Origin of the sequence: Nocardia anocheti (assembly GCF_029675105.1) — a bacterium.
Taxonomy (GTDB): domain Bacteria; phylum Actinomycetota; class Actinomycetes; order Mycobacteriales; family Mycobacteriaceae; genus Nocardia.
Map to the genome: position 1 here is coordinate 135578 of NZ_JAQQFV010000003.1, position 13722 is coordinate 149299.

A 13722-nucleotide genomic window follows, 5' to 3' on the forward strand; every position below is an offset into this window, starting at 1 on the left:
TCAGGGCCGCTCGCGGCCGGGGCTCGCCAGCGCGCGCAGGAAGAACCCGAGATTGGCGGGTCGCTCGGCCAGCCTGCGCATGAAGTAGCCGTACCACTGCTCGCCGTAGGGGACGTAGACGCGCACGTGATGTCCCGCCGCGGTGAGGCGTTGCTGCTCGTCGGCGCGGATGCCGTAGAGCATCTGGAACTCGTATTCCTCGGCTTTGCGCCGTGCCGACCGCACTCCGACCCCCGCCGCGTCGATCATGGCCGGATCGTGCGAGGCGATCATCGGATACCCCGCGCCCGCGGTGAGGATCGCCAGGCACCGCAGATACGACGCGTCGACCTCGGCGCGCTCGCGGAAGGCCACCCCCACCGGTTCGTCGTAGGCGCCCTTGCACAACCGGATGCGTGACCCCGGACCCGCCAGCGCCCGGCAGTCCTCCTCGGTGCGTCGCAGATACGCCTGCAGCACCGTACCGAGCCAGGGAAAGTCGTCCCGCAGTTCCCGCACGATCGCCAGGGTGGAGTCGGTGGTGGTGTGGTTCTCGGCGTCGACGGTCACCCAGAGACCGGCCGCCTCGGCGGCCGCGCAGATCTCGCGGACGTGGTCGCGGGCCACCGCGTGCCCGTCGCGCGGCAGGGCCTGACCCAGCGCGGACAGTTTCACCGAGACCTCCAGCGGCCGCACGGCTCCCGGCGCCACCTCGCCCTGCTGCAGCCGCCCGAGCGCGGCGATGAGCATCCGGTACTGCTCGACGGTCGCCTCGGCGCGGGTCAGGTCGGTGGTGTCCTCGCCGAGATAGTCGATGCTGACGAACCGCCCGGACCGCACCAGGGTCTCGGCCGTGCGCACCACCTGCTCGACGGTGGTGCCCGCGACGAAGCGGGACACCACCTCGCGCGAGACCGGCAGCCGGGTGATCGTGTGCTCGAGGCGAGGAGAGCGGGCGGCGGCCAGCATGGCCGTGCGCAGCAGTGCCGACATCAGCCGACCTCCGGTTCCTGGTGCGGGTAGCGGTGATCGGTGGGCGGGGTGAAGGTCTCCTTGATGGTGCGCGCCGAAGTCCAGCGCAGCAGATTCAGCACCGATCCGGCCTTGTCGTTGGTGCCCGAGGCCCGCCCGCCGCCGAAGGGCTGCTGGCCCACGACCGCGCCCGAGGGCTTGTCGTTGATGTAGAAATTGCCCGCGGCGAAGGTGAGCCGGTCGGTGGCCGCGGCGATGGCGGCCCGGTCCTCGGCGATGATCGAGCCGGTCAGGCCGTAGGCGCTGCCCCGGTCGACGAGGTCCATGGCGTCGGCGAAACCGGTCGGGGTGCTGTCGTCGTAGACGTGCACGGCCAGGATCGGGCCGAAGTATTCGGTGTGGAAGACCTCGTCGGCGGGGTCGTCACCGACGACGACGGTCGGTTCGACGAACCAACCCACGCTGTCGTCGCTGTGTCCACCCGCCACCACGGTCAGTCCGGGCGTGGCCTTGGCCCGCTCCAGCGCCGCGACATTGCGGTCGTAGGCGCGCCGATCGATCAGGGCGCCACCGAAATTCGAGAGATCGGTGACGTCGCCGTAGCGCAGCGCCGAGGTCTTCTCGATCAGGTCCTCGGACATCACCTTCCACACCGAGCGCGGCACGAACGCGCGCGAGGCCGCCGAGCACTTCTGCCCCTGGTAGTCGAAGGCGCCGCGCAGCAGCGCGGTGGTGAGCACCGCCGGGTCGGCCGAGGGATGCGCGAGGACGAAATCCTTGCCGCCGGTCTCGCCGACGAGTCGCGGATAGGTGCGGTACCGGTCCAGGTGCTGGGCCACCTCGCGCCAGAGGTGCTGGAAGGTGGCCGTCGAACCGGTGAAATGCACGCCAGCCAGCCGCGGATCGGACAGGACGACCTCGGAGATCTCCGGGCCCGGCCCGTTGACCAGGTTGATCACGCCCGGGGGCAGCCCGGCGGCGGTGAGCAGGCGCATGGTCAGGAACGCCGCGACGGCCTGGCTCCGGGCGGGCTTCCAGACCACGGTGTTGCCCATGAGGGCGGGCGCGGTGGGCAGATTGCCCGCGATGGCGGTGAAATTGAACGGCGTCACCGCGTAGACGAACCCCTCGAGCGAGCGGTACTGCATGCGGTTCCAGACCCCGCGCGTGGAGAGCGGCTGTTCGGCCAGGATGCCGCGCGCGAAGGACACATTGAACCGCCAGAAGTCGACCAGCTCGCAGGGCGCGTCGATCTCGGCCTGATAGGCCGACTTGGACTGGCCGAGCATGGTCGCGGCCGCGATCCGCTCACGCCACGGACCGGCCAGCAGATCAGCGGCGCGCAGGAAGACGGCGGCGCGGTCCTCGAACGGCATCGCCTGCCAGGCGGGCGCGGCGGCGCAGGCGGCAGCCACCGCGGCGGTCGCCTCGGCGGTGCTCGCGTCGTGCAGGGTGCCGAGCACGGCGGCGTGCCGATGCGGCTGGACGACATCGAACTCCGGTCCGTCACCGCGCACCTCGCGGCCGTGGATGACATGGCTGATCTCGGTGGGGGTGGCCGCCAGTTCGGTCAGCGCGGCCCGCAACCTGCGGCGTTCGGGACTTCCGGGAGCGAAACTGCCGACGGGCTCGTTGACCGGCGTCGGCGTGGTCGCGATGGCATCCATGGGTGCGGCTCCTGCGTCGTCGGGGCGGGATGTGACGTAGTCAACTCCGATACTGCGCGCGCATAATCGTCTGATCGGATGAATCGCGCGGTGTGTCTTCGTCCGATCCGCCAAGGCAGGAGGTCGGCGATGCCGGAGGACGCCATCACCCTCGGTGAACTGGTGGCCGCGCTCGACCGCACGGTGGCCACCCTGGTCGAGGCGCCCGAGGGGGAGCGGGTGCCCCTGCGCTCGGTCGCCCTGGGCGAACCCGCCGACCTCGCCGGTGTCTCCGGCGCCCTGCCCGAGGTGTATCTGCTGGTCGGCGCCGACCCGGTGGCCACCGCGGCATGGCTGCGCCAGGCCGGACAACGCGAGCAAGCGCACCGCCCCCGGGTCCTGATCACCAAGAACACCGACGACGCTCCCGGCGTGCGCGCCGCCGCCCGCGACACCGGCATCGCCCTGGTGCGCCTGCACCAGGAAGCCCGATGGGACCAGGTGTTCCCCCTGGTCCGGCGCCTGGTGACCCGCGCGCCCGGGCGCCGCACCCCCACCGGCGACCACGACCTGCTCGCCCCCGACACCGACCTGTTCGGCCTGGCCCAGGTCGTCGCCGCCGAAACCGGCGGCATGGTCTCCATCGAGGACCCCTCCTCGCACGTCCTGGCCTACTCCGCCTCGGATTCCTCCGCCGACCGGCTGCGCATCGAGTCCATCCTCGGCCGCGAGGGCCCCGCCGACTACCTGCGCATCCTGCGCGCCTGGGGCGTCTACGACCGCGTCCGCCGCACCGACGAGGTCGTCGACGTCCCCGAACACCCCGAACTCGACATGCGCCGCCGCCTCGTCGTCGGCATCCGACGCGGCACCGGCCCGCGAGCCCGGATGCTCGGCACCCTCTGGCTCCAGCAGGGCGCGCGACCGCTGCGTCCCGACGCCGCCCAGGTCCTGCGCGGCGCGGCGGCGGTGGCGGCTCGGATCATCGCGCGCAGGCTCGACGCGCCCTCGACCGAGGCGCTGCTGATCCGGCGACTCTTCGGCGCGCACGGCGACGGTGTCGACGTGCCCTCGGTAGTCGCGGCCCTGGGTCTACCGGTCGAGGGCCCCGCCGCGGTGATCGGCTTCGCCGCCCTCGGCACGGCCGACGGACCGACAACTGGGCGCGGTCGGGCATCCGCAGCCGATTCGGTCGCGGCGCACGATCCGAGAGCCGGTCTCGGTTCGGCCGCCGAGATCGGCGCCGCGCTCGCTCCGGCGGCCGAACTCGCGGCGTCGAGCGGCCTTATCCGGCTGCACGCCAGCGCTTTTCGCGGCGACTCGGTGACCGAGGCGATCGGTGATCGGGTCTATGTCCTGGTGCCCTCCTATCACTCCACGGCCGGTGTCGGCTCGTGGGTCCGCGAACTCGTCGCTCAGCTCGAACAGGCGCGTGGCCTGCTGGTGCGGGCCGCGATCGCCGCCCCGGTCGCCGGACTCACCGCCGTCGCGGCCGCCCGGGAGGAGGTCGACCGGGTACTCGACAGCCCGGCCGACCCCGCCGCGCGCGTCACCACCCTGGCCGAGGCGCGGACCGCCGTGCTGCTGACCGAGATCGTCGAACTCATCCGCGACCGGCCCTACCTGCACGACCCCCGTCTGGCCGCCCTCGACGCCTACGACCGCACCCACGCCGCCGACCTGCGCGCCACGGCCCGCGCCTATCTCCGCGCCCACGGTGAGGTGAGTGCCGCCGCGGCCGCGCTGCGCATCCACCCGAACACGCTGCGCTACCGGCTGCGCCGGATCGAGTCCGTCCTGGGCATCAGCCTGAGCGACCCGGCCGACCGCCTACTGCTGGAACTGCAACTGGCGGCAGCACCCGATCCGTCGCCGTAGGCCGCTGCCTCGCGGACCGGCTCACGCCGTCGTCGGGTGGCGAGGGGCATCGACGTGTCGACCGGTGCGAGGTATCACGCCCCGGTCGACACCTCACCCACCGCCAGCGCCGGATCGATCACCCCTAATACCTCACCTTGGGGCGCCTGGATGATGCCCGTCCGCCCGAAGGGACTGTCGTCGGGGCCCATGATCACCGTGGCGCCCAGGGTCGTCGCCTTGTCGAGGATCGCGTCGGTGCCGTCCACCTGGATCCAGGCCAGCCAGTAGGGCGGGGTACCCATGCCCGAGGCATCCATCATCCCGCCGACCTCGGTGGTCTCACCGGGTCGCGCGAAGGTGGAGTAGGTGAAGTTCTCGCCGTCCCCGATCTCGGTGTACTGCCAGCCGAAGACGCCGCGGTAGAACTCCTGCGCCTGCGCGTATCCGGTGGTGTGCAGCTCGTTCCAGCAATAGGCGCCGGGCTGGTTGTAGATGCCCGCGCCGTGATGGGCCCGGGACTGCCACACCCCGAACACGCCACCGGTCGGGTCCGCCGCGACGAACATCCGTCCCGCGTCGAACACGTCGAACGGCGGCATGAACACCTTGCCGCCCGCCGCCACGACCCGCTCCGCGATCTCGTCGGCGTGGTCGGCGGCCAGATACGTCGTCCAGGTGGACGGCATCTCCGCCATGCCCTCGGGTTTGGGACCGATGGCCGCCGCTGGTCGGCCGTCGAGATCGGCCATCAGATAACCGCCCGAACCAGCGGGGGCGTCCTGGATCTCCCAGCCGAACAACGCGCTGTAGAACGCGCGGGCGGCGGTGGTGTCGTCGACCTGACAGTCGATCCAGCAGGGCGTGCCCTGCGGCCAGGCTTCCTCACGTGTCGGCATGTCGAACGTCCTTCCTCGATGGTGGATGGAGCCCCGGCCGGATCAGCACCGGCACGCGCCAGTCAACCACCACCCACCGACAGATTTCGCGACCCGTGACCCCGCTGAACTGGAACAACGCGTCTTCACTGCGACAGCCCGAGCGGTCCGGCGCTCACCGTGGCAGGTCGTTACCGCTGTTATGTTCTTCGCGCCGATCCTGCGGTGGCTAGGTCAACGACGGACACGAAACCGGTCGGGGAGCGACTCATATGGTGCGAAGCGGTTCGGAGCGTGGGCTCGTGCGACTACTGGCGACGATGCTGGCGCTGGTGGTCGTCTTCGGATGTGGTGGTGGTCCGGCGGCCGGGCAGCCCGCCGTGACCCCCGCCGCGCGCTGGACCGCCCAGCACGACGGTCCCACCCCCTACCCGGAGGTCCGGGTCGAGCGCGGCGTCGACATCGTGATGAGCGACGGCGTGGTCCTGAAGGCCGACGTCTACCGGCCCGCCGACGCGGCGGGTGTGATCGAGCAGCGGCCACTGCCGACCATCGTCAGCCTCACCCCGTATTCCAAACTCATGACCGGGCTGATCGAACAGGCCGCCGCCACACCAGGACTGCAACCGATGGCGGTGGACCTGGTGCGCAGGCTGAATCTGTCCACCACGCCCATCAGTGGCTTCGGTGATCTCATGCAGGCCCTCGACGGCGGCATGATCCAGACCATGCTCGGTGTCGACCGACAACTGATCAGCTCGGGCTACACGGTGGTCGTCGCCGACGTGCGCGGAACCGGTCTGTCACAGGGCAAGTGGGACACCCTCGGCGCCCGCGAGCAGCTCGACACCCGCGAGGTGATCGAGTGGGCCGCCACGCAACCGTGGTCCAACGGGCGCATCGGGATGAGCGGCGGCTCCTACTCCGGCATCAACCAGCTGCGCGCCGCCGAGGACGCCCCCGCGCCGCTCCAGGCGATCTTCCCGGTGGAACCGGGCAGCGACCTCATGCGTGACGTGGTCGCCCCCGGCGGCGGTGTCGGCACCACCTTCCTGCCGATGTGGCTGAACTCGGTCAACCAGTTCAAACTCGTGCCCGACGTCGCCTCGATGGTCCAGGGCAAGTTCGACTGGACCTGGCTCCAGGACCGGATCGCCGACCCCACCACCAATTTCGACCTGCTCGCCCAGGCCCTGCTCACCCCGACCCTCGACGACATGCCGCCCGAGCTGGCCGCGGCCCTGGACGACAAGTCCGCCTTCCGCCAGGCCATCCAGGGCCACCCGGACCGGATCACCGTGCCCACCTTCGTCTACGGCGGCTGGCACGACATCTTCGCCAACAGCGCCACCAAACTCTACGAGCAGATCCCCCTGGACCCGGGCCGCAAGCAGCTCGTCGTCGGCGACACCTACCACGCCAATCCCGGTGCGGGCACCGGTGTTCCGGGTGCCCCGCCGCGCCTGGACGTGCTGCAACGCGCCTGGTTCGACAAGTGGCTCAAGGACATCGACAGCGGCGTCGACGATTTCGGGCCGGTCACCGTGAAACAGCAGGGCGGGGACTGGATCACGCTGACCGAATTCCCGCAGCCCGGCGTCACCCACCGGCGGGTGTATCTGAGCCCGGCGGCCAGCGGCACCACCGAGGACAGCGTGCACGACGGCTCGCTCGCGGCGAACGCGCCGGGCGCCGCCGAAAAGCTCACCGTCGCACCGGGACTCAGCACCGCGTGTTCGCGCGATGCCGCCCAGGGCGCGGCCGGGATGCCCGCCGTCCTCGACATGTGCGCCAAGGACGCCCGCATCGCCGAACGCAACGGGCTCACCTTCACCAGCGCGCCGGTGGCCGAGCAGACGGTGATCTCGGGCCCGATCAATGTGCGGCTCACCACGATCCACGACGCCGCCGACGGCTACTGGAACGTCACCGTCAACGATGTCGACCCCGACGGCACCTCCACGGTGCTCACCACCGGCCAGCTCACCGCCTCGATGCGCGCCATCGACGAACGTCGCAGCGCCCGCTCGATCAACGGTGACCTGACCGCCCCGTTCAATCCGCTCAGCATCGACCAGCTGCTGCCGGTGGTGCCGGGCGAACCGGTCGGGCTCGATATCGCCGTCATCCCGACCCAGGCGGTGCTCGCGCCGGGACACCGCCTGCGTATCGACGTCTTCGCGGGCAACTCGCCCAAGGGCCTGGCGTTCCGCCCCATGCTCAACAACACCGAACTCAAGCCCCAGCACCTGCTGCTGGACCCGGCGGCCCCGAGTTTCGTCAACCTGCCCACCGACAAGCCGATCCCGTGACCGCCGCGCCTCTCACAGCTGCGACGCCACCTCGGCGGCGATGAGCTCCAGGTGGTCGAGATCGGCGAGATCCAGGATCTGCAGGTAGATCCGGCTCGCGCCGATCTCGCGGTAGCGGGCGATCTTGTCGACCACCTCGGCGGGCGAACCGGCCAGCCCGTTCTCCTTCAGCTCGTCGACCTCGCGGCCGATCGCCGCCGCCCGGCGGGTCACCTCGGCATCGGTGCGCCCGACGCAGGCCACCAGCGCGTTGGAGTACACCAGCTCGTCGGTACGCCCGGCCGCGCGCACCGCGGCCCGCACCCGATCGAACTGGGCCGCGCTGTCGGCGACCGAGGAGAACGGCATATTGAACTCGGTGGCGTAGCGGGCCGCCAGGCGGGGCGTGCGGACCGGGCCGTGCCCGCCGATCACCACCGGCACCGGGCTCTGCACCGGCTTGGGCAGCGCGGGGGAGTCGGTGAGCCGGTAGTGGGCGCCCTCGAAGTCGAAGGTCTCGCCCGGCTTGGTCTCCCACAGGCCGGTGACGATCGCCAGCTGCTCCTCGAGCAGGCCGAACCGGTTGTCCGGGAAGGGAATACCGTAGGCCGCGTGCTCGGCGGCGAACCAGCCGCTGCCCAGACCGAGCTCCACCCGGCCACCTGACATCTGATCGACCTGGGCGACCTGGATGGCGAGCGGGCCGGGCAGTCGGAAGGTGGCGGCGGTGACGAGGGTGCCCAGCCGGATCCGGGAGGTCTCCCTGGCGAGTCCGGCCAGCGTGATCCAGGCGTCGGTGGGGCCGGGCAGGCCGGAGGCGTCGCCCATGGCGAGGTAGTGGTCGGAGCGGAAGAAGGCGTCGTAGCCGAGGTCTTCGGCGGCCCGTGCCACCGTGAGCAGCGTGTCGTAGTCGGCGCCCTGCTGCGGCTCGGTGAAGATGCGAAGGTCCATGATCACCATCGTGCCCGAACCGGGCCGGTTCCCGCGCCGCGCGGGCACCCGGTGCGCGACGATGTGGGCCCGAGGTGATCGAGCGAGCGCGAGGAGTGGGTGTGGTGGCCGAGCCTGTCATCGTCGTCATGGGTGTGTCCGGGTGTGGGAAGTCGACGATCGGCGTGCTGCTGGCCGGGCGGCTCGAACTGCCCTACGCCGAGGGCGACGACTACCACCCGACCGCCAATATCCAGAAGATGGCCGCGGGCATCCCGCTGACCGACGAGGACCGCGCGCCCTGGCTCGCCATCGTCGCCGAATGGCTGCGCGAGCACCGGGAGTCAGGGGGCGTGGTGGCCTGCTCGGCCCTGCGTCGCGCCTACCGCGACCAGCTGCGCGCCGGTGCGCCCGACGCCTATTTCGTGCACCTGGCCGTCGACCGCGCGGAGCTGGTGCGTCGGCTCTCGGGACGCCACGGCCATTTCATGCCGACGACCCTGCTCGACTCTCAGCTGGCGACCTTGGAACCGCTCGAACCCGACGAGGCGGGCGTGACCCTCGACGCGACGGTGCCGCCCGAGCTGCTGGTCACCGAGGCGATCGCGGCCTGGCGCGCCGATCACCGCTGAAGCAGCGGATGCAGCTCGGCCACCGGCGCCAGCATGAGCCCGGCCCCGACCACCAGCGCCGCCAGGCAGACCACCGCGAAGAACACCACCCACAGCACCGCGGGCAGGTGGGTCAGTCGGGCCAGTTGATCGGCATCGGAATCGCCGCGACCGGGCTGCCTGCGTCGACTGCGCTGCATCTCCACGACCGGCCGCACCGCCGCGGCCAGCAGGAACCACGCCGCCAGATACGCGAATCCGGCCTGCAACAGATCGTCGCCGAACCACGACACCCCGAACACCAGTGCGCCGAGTACCACCACGGTGAGCAGGCCGTAGACATTGCGCACCTTGATCAGCACGGCGAACAGCATGATCAGCGTCGCCCAGAGCATCACCGTCACCCGTCCCGAACCCAGCAGCGCGGCGTATCCGAGGCCCAGGATCGCGGGCGCGGTGTACCCGGCCGCGGCGGTGAGGATCATGCCCGGTCCGGTGGGTTTGCCGCTGGACACGGTCAGTCCCGAGGTGTCGGTGTGCAGGGTGATCGCGTGCAGCCGTCGACCGGTCAGCAGGGCCGCCAGCGCGTGCCCACCCTCGTGCGCCACGGTGACCGCGGCCCTGGCCAGCCGCCACAGCGGCCGGTAACCCACGAGCACCAGCGCGGCCACGGCGGTGACCAGCACCAGCCACCACGGCGGGGCGGGCTGCGGGGCGAGGAGATTGTCGAACGTAGTGCTGACGGACTCGGTATCCACCGCCGCACCTTAGCCGTGAATCACCGGCCCCACCCCCCGGTCGCCCTGGCCCGGACAGAGGGCGGTGGTCGGGCCCGGCGCCGCCGGAGCCGACACGCCGCGACGCCCGGGAACAGCGCACCCGTTGTGCGCGTGGATCTTCCGCTACCCGGCCGACCCGCCCGCGTGATAGCAATGGGCATGCCGATGCGACCCCACCGCTGGACCCCGCCCCGCCCGACCGCGCGGGCGCGGCAGACCACGAGCGTCCCGCCCCTGCCACCCGTGCGGCTGCTCCCGCTGCCCGGCACCGCCCCCGAGGACGTCGTGGTGACACCGGACGGCCGCATCGTGACCGGTACCGATGACGGCGCCCTGTGGAGCATCGACCCCACCGACGGCGCGACCGAGCAGATCGCCCAGGTCGACGGCCGCCCGCTCGGCCTGCACGCCGACGCCGACGGCTCGCTGCTGATCTGCGTCACCGGTCGCGGCATCCTGCGCCTGGCCGCGCCCGGTGCCGAGCCGGAAGTCCTCGTCGACGCCGTCGACGGCGAACCCCTGGCCTTCCCCAGCAATGTCGTGCGCGACACCGACGGCACCGTCTACTTCTCGATCGCCTCGCGCCGCTGGCCTTTCGAACAGTGGATGGGCGACATCCTCGAGCACTCCGGCAGCGGACAGCTCGTGCGCCGCGACCCGGACGGCACCCTCACCGTGCTGATCGACGGCCTGCAGTTCGGCAACGGCGTCGTCCTCGCCCCGGACCGGTCCTGCGTCCTGGTCGCCGAGACCGGCGCCTACCGGATCTCACGCTACTGGCTGACCGGTCCGCGCGCGGGCACCCACGACCATCTCGTGGAGAACCTGCCCGGCTCCCCGGACAACATGTACCTCGGCACCGACGGCCTGGTCTGGGTCGGCATGGTCGCGCCACGGAACCCGTTGCTGGACACGCTGTTCACCCTGCCGGGTATCTTCCGTCGGCTGACCTGGGCGCTGCCCGACAGCCTGCGTCCCGCACCGGCGCGCACCACCTGGGTGCTCGCGCTCGACCTCGACGGCACCGTCGTCCACGACCTGCAGCGCGGCGGCACCGACTTCGCCATGGTCACCTCGGTCGCCGAACACGACGGCGCCCTCTACCTCGGCAGCCTGTCCGAATCGGCGGTGGCGGTGAGCACCGTGCCGTGACGGCCGGTTCAGCCGCGCGCGGTCACCGACGATGGCAGGGGGTGATCGGGTTCGAGGGCGGGCAGGCCGTCGATGCTGACGGAGTTGTCGCCCGCGATCCGGCGCGCGAAGTCGGCGTCGGTGCGCCGCAGATGCGCCTCGTCGAGGACCGGCCGTTCCTCGACCAGGTCGAGCCGGGGCACCGACCAGCCGCAGGAGTCCGCGATCCGGTCCACCGTGACGGTCACGACCGCACGGATGCCGGTGTGCCCGGTGCCGAAATGGCTACGCAGCGTTTCGAATTCGGCGCTGTCGGGGCGCACGACGCGGCCGGTGCCGAACAGGCGCAGGATGCGGGCGACCCGGCCGAACGAGCAGAACATGACGGTGATCCGGCCGTTGTCGCGCAGATGCGCGATGGTCTCCGAGCCGCTGCCGAACAGGTCGAGGTAGGCCACGGTGTGCTCGTCGAGCACGGCGAAGGTGTCGCGATATCCCTTGGGCGAGACATTGACGTGCCCGCCCGACGACGGCGCGGTGCCGATGAAGAACATCGGCTGGTCCTCGATGAAAGTCCGCAGTTTGTCGTCGATCCGCTCGAAGACCTTGCCCATCTCGCCCTCCTCGGTCCCGCCGGGCGGCGAGCTCCCCGTCCCGAGTCTATCGGCCCACCCGCGCGGGGCTCACCTTCGATTCACGGTGAGGGTTACCACTGACGCCGAGGACGCGATATCCGACGATCACTGCATGACGCAGACCGTTCCCGACACCACCCATCCCGTCCAGCAGCGCTACGCGGACCCGGCCACCGAGGTTCCCGCCCAGTGGAATCCCGTGCTCCAGGTGTTGCACGAACACAAGTCGGTGCGTCGCTACCTGCCCGACGCGGTGTCGCCGGAGACGATCGAGCTGCTGGTCTCGGCCGCGCAGTCGGCGGCGACCTCGTCGAACCTGCAGGTGTGGAGCGTGATCGAGGTGCGCGACGCCGATCGCCGGTCGCGGCTGGCGGCGATCGCGGGTGGACAGGCCCATATCGAGCAGGCGCCGGTGCTGCTGGTGTGGACGGCCGATTTCGCGCGGCTGCGTCAGCTCGCCGCCGATCAGGGCGTGCCCCTCGACGGTGCCGACTATCTCGAATCCAGCTACGTCGGCTTCATCGACGCGGCCCTGGCCGCCCAGAACGCGGTGGTCGCGGCCGAATCCCTCGGCCTGGGCACGGTGTACATCGGCGCGCTGCGCAACAATCCCGCACAGGTGGCCGCCGAGTTGAACCTGCCCGACGGGGTCTTCGCCGTCTTCGGCCTGGTCGTCGGGCATCCCGATCCGACCGAGGGCACCCGGGTCAAGCCGCGCCTGCCGCGGGCCGCGGTCCTGCATCGGGAGAGCTACGACCTGGCGGCACAGCGCGACGCCGTCACCGCCTACGAGCAGCGCATCGGCGAGGTCTACAGCGACCAGGGTCTGCCGTTCTCCTGGATCGAGCGGGTATTGGCCCGGCTCGCCTCGGCGCAGGCGCTCAACGGCCGCGACCGTCTGCGCGACCACCTGATCGCCCGCGGCTTCGGGTTGCGCTGAGGGCCGCTGAAGGCTCAGCCGTCGAGCGCGGCGCGGGTGAGCTCCAGCGACCGACGGCGCGCGTCGAGGTCGTAGACCAGGGTGTTGAGCATGAGTTCGTCGGGGCTGGTGGCGGCGAGCAGCTCGGCGGCCTGGGCGCGCACGGTCTCCGGCGAGCCCTGGAGCTGACCGGTCTTGCGCTGGGCCGCGAAGCGCCGCTCGGCCTCGCTGCCGGGGAACGCGGCGGCCTGCTCGGGTGTGGCCAGCGCCTGCGGGCGACCCGCGCGCAGCTGGGCGAAGGCCAGGTCGCGGGGTGCGGCGAGCCGGTCGGCCTCGGCGTCGGTGTCGGCGCAGATCGCCGAGGCGGCCACGATCGCGTACGGCTCGGCCAGCGTGGGCGAGGGCCGGAAGTTCTCGCGGTAGAGCGCCAGCGCGGCGGCGGTGTTGTCCGGCGCGATGTGGTGGGCGAAGGCGAACGGCAGCCCGAGGATCGCCGCGACCTGCGCGCTGTACCCGCTGGAACCCAACAGCCAGACCTCCGGCTCCGCGCCGCGGCCGGGGCTGGCCACGATGCCGTCGGGATCGGTGCCGCGGAAGAAGCCGATCAGCGCGCTGAGTTCGCGCGGGAAGGAATCCGCGCCCAGTCCCTCGGCGTGGCGGCGCAGGGCCCGCGCGGTGGCCGGGTCGGTGCCGGGCGCGCGCCCGATGCCGAGATCGATCCGGCCGGGATGTAGCGACTCGAGCGTGCCGAACTGCTCGGCGACGACCAGCGGCGCGTGATTGGGCAGCATCACCCCGCCGGAGCCGACCCGGATGCGCGAGGTCGACGCCGCCAGATGGGCCAGCACCACCGCCGGGGCCGCACTGGCGATGCCCGGCATGTTGTGGTGTTCGGCCACCCAGAACCGGCGCGCGCCCAGCTCCTCGGCGTATTGCGCGAACTGCGTCGTGGCACGCAATGCCTCGCCCGCGGTGGCACCGTCCTGTACCGGCGCCAGATCCAGAACCGACAGCTCGACCGCGCTCATACGTCTCCTTCGCCCCGAAATGGTCCCTGCCGCTCCAACCGATGACCCCACCCCGGATATTTCCGC

The 13722-nt window shown here is 71.4% G+C and carries 12 protein-coding genes; 5 read left to right on the forward strand and 7 right to left on the reverse strand.

The window, feature by feature from the left end; translation table 11 throughout:
- On the reverse strand, positions 1-972 hold the full coding sequence (locus QC180_RS08210; RefSeq protein ID WP_278262030.1) for a proline dehydrogenase family protein: 972 nt from the start codon (positions 970-972) through the stop codon (positions 1-3).
- Positions 972-2618 (reverse strand): L-glutamate gamma-semialdehyde dehydrogenase, encoded by a 1647-nt coding sequence (pruA, locus tag QC180_RS08215; RefSeq protein WP_278262031.1) that lies wholly within the window; start codon positions 2616-2618, stop codon positions 972-974. The genes QC180_RS08210 and pruA overlap by 1 nt, the downstream gene beginning before the upstream one ends.
- A gap of 129 nt (positions 2619-2747) precedes the next feature.
- Between pruA and QC180_RS08220 the strand changes: the two genes are divergently transcribed.
- Positions 2748-4475 (forward strand): PucR family transcriptional regulator, encoded by a 1728-nt coding sequence (locus QC180_RS08220; RefSeq protein ID WP_278262032.1) that lies wholly within the window; start codon positions 2748-2750, stop codon positions 4473-4475.
- 74 nt (positions 4476-4549) lie between these two features.
- Here QC180_RS08220 and QC180_RS08225 read toward each other — a convergent pair whose 3' ends face one another.
- Positions 4550-5353, reverse strand: a complete 804-nt coding sequence (locus QC180_RS08225; RefSeq protein WP_278262033.1) for a VOC family protein — start codon at positions 5351-5353, stop codon at positions 4550-4552.
- 299 nt (positions 5354-5652) lie between these two features.
- On the opposite strand from QC180_RS08225, the gene QC180_RS08230 reads away from it, so the two are divergent.
- Complete coding sequence (locus QC180_RS08230; RefSeq protein ID WP_278262558.1) at positions 5653-7644, forward strand: CocE/NonD family hydrolase; 1992 nt, start codon at positions 5653-5655, stop codon at positions 7642-7644.
- 12 nt (positions 7645-7656) lie between these two features.
- Here the strand turns inward: QC180_RS08230 and QC180_RS08235 are convergent, their stop codons facing one another.
- Positions 7657-8574: an LLM class F420-dependent oxidoreductase gene (locus QC180_RS08235; protein WP_278262034.1), complete on the reverse strand. Its 918-nt coding sequence runs from the start codon at positions 8572-8574 to the stop codon at positions 7657-7659.
- A gap of 128 nt (positions 8575-8702) precedes the next feature.
- On the opposite strand from QC180_RS08235, the gene QC180_RS08240 reads away from it, so the two are divergent.
- Positions 8703-9185: a gluconokinase gene (locus QC180_RS08240; protein ID WP_474646415.1), complete on the forward strand. Its 483-nt coding sequence runs from the start codon at positions 8703-8705 to the stop codon at positions 9183-9185.
- Here the strand turns inward: QC180_RS08240 and QC180_RS08245 are convergent.
- Entirely contained in the window at positions 9176-9922 is a 747-nt protein-coding gene (locus QC180_RS08245; RefSeq protein ID WP_278262035.1) for a M50 family metallopeptidase, read from the reverse strand. The genes QC180_RS08240 and QC180_RS08245 overlap by 10 nt on opposite strands.
- Positions 9923-10102: 180 nt before the next feature.
- Between QC180_RS08245 and QC180_RS08250 the strand changes: the two genes are divergently transcribed.
- On the forward strand, positions 10103-11095 hold the full coding sequence (locus tag QC180_RS08250) for an SMP-30/gluconolactonase/LRE family protein (RefSeq protein WP_278262036.1): 993 nt from the start codon (positions 10103-10105) through the stop codon (positions 11093-11095).
- 8 nt (positions 11096-11103) lie between these two features.
- Here QC180_RS08250 and QC180_RS08255 read toward each other — a convergent pair whose 3' ends face one another.
- Entirely contained in the window at positions 11104-11688 is a 585-nt protein-coding gene (locus QC180_RS08255) for a pyridoxamine 5'-phosphate oxidase family protein (protein WP_278262037.1), read from the reverse strand.
- A 133-nt stretch (positions 11689-11821) separates the two neighbouring features.
- On the opposite strand from QC180_RS08255, the gene QC180_RS08260 reads away from it, so the two are divergent.
- Complete coding sequence (locus QC180_RS08260) at positions 11822-12649, forward strand: NADPH-dependent oxidoreductase (RefSeq protein WP_278262038.1); 828 nt, start codon at positions 11822-11824, stop codon at positions 12647-12649.
- 14 nt (positions 12650-12663) lie between these two features.
- Here the strand turns inward: QC180_RS08260 and QC180_RS08265 are convergent, their stop codons facing one another.
- A complete protein-coding gene (locus QC180_RS08265; protein WP_278262039.1) occupies positions 12664-13656 on the reverse strand; it encodes an LLM class flavin-dependent oxidoreductase in 993 nt (330 codons plus the stop codon).
- Positions 13657-13722: the final 66 nt, after the last annotated feature.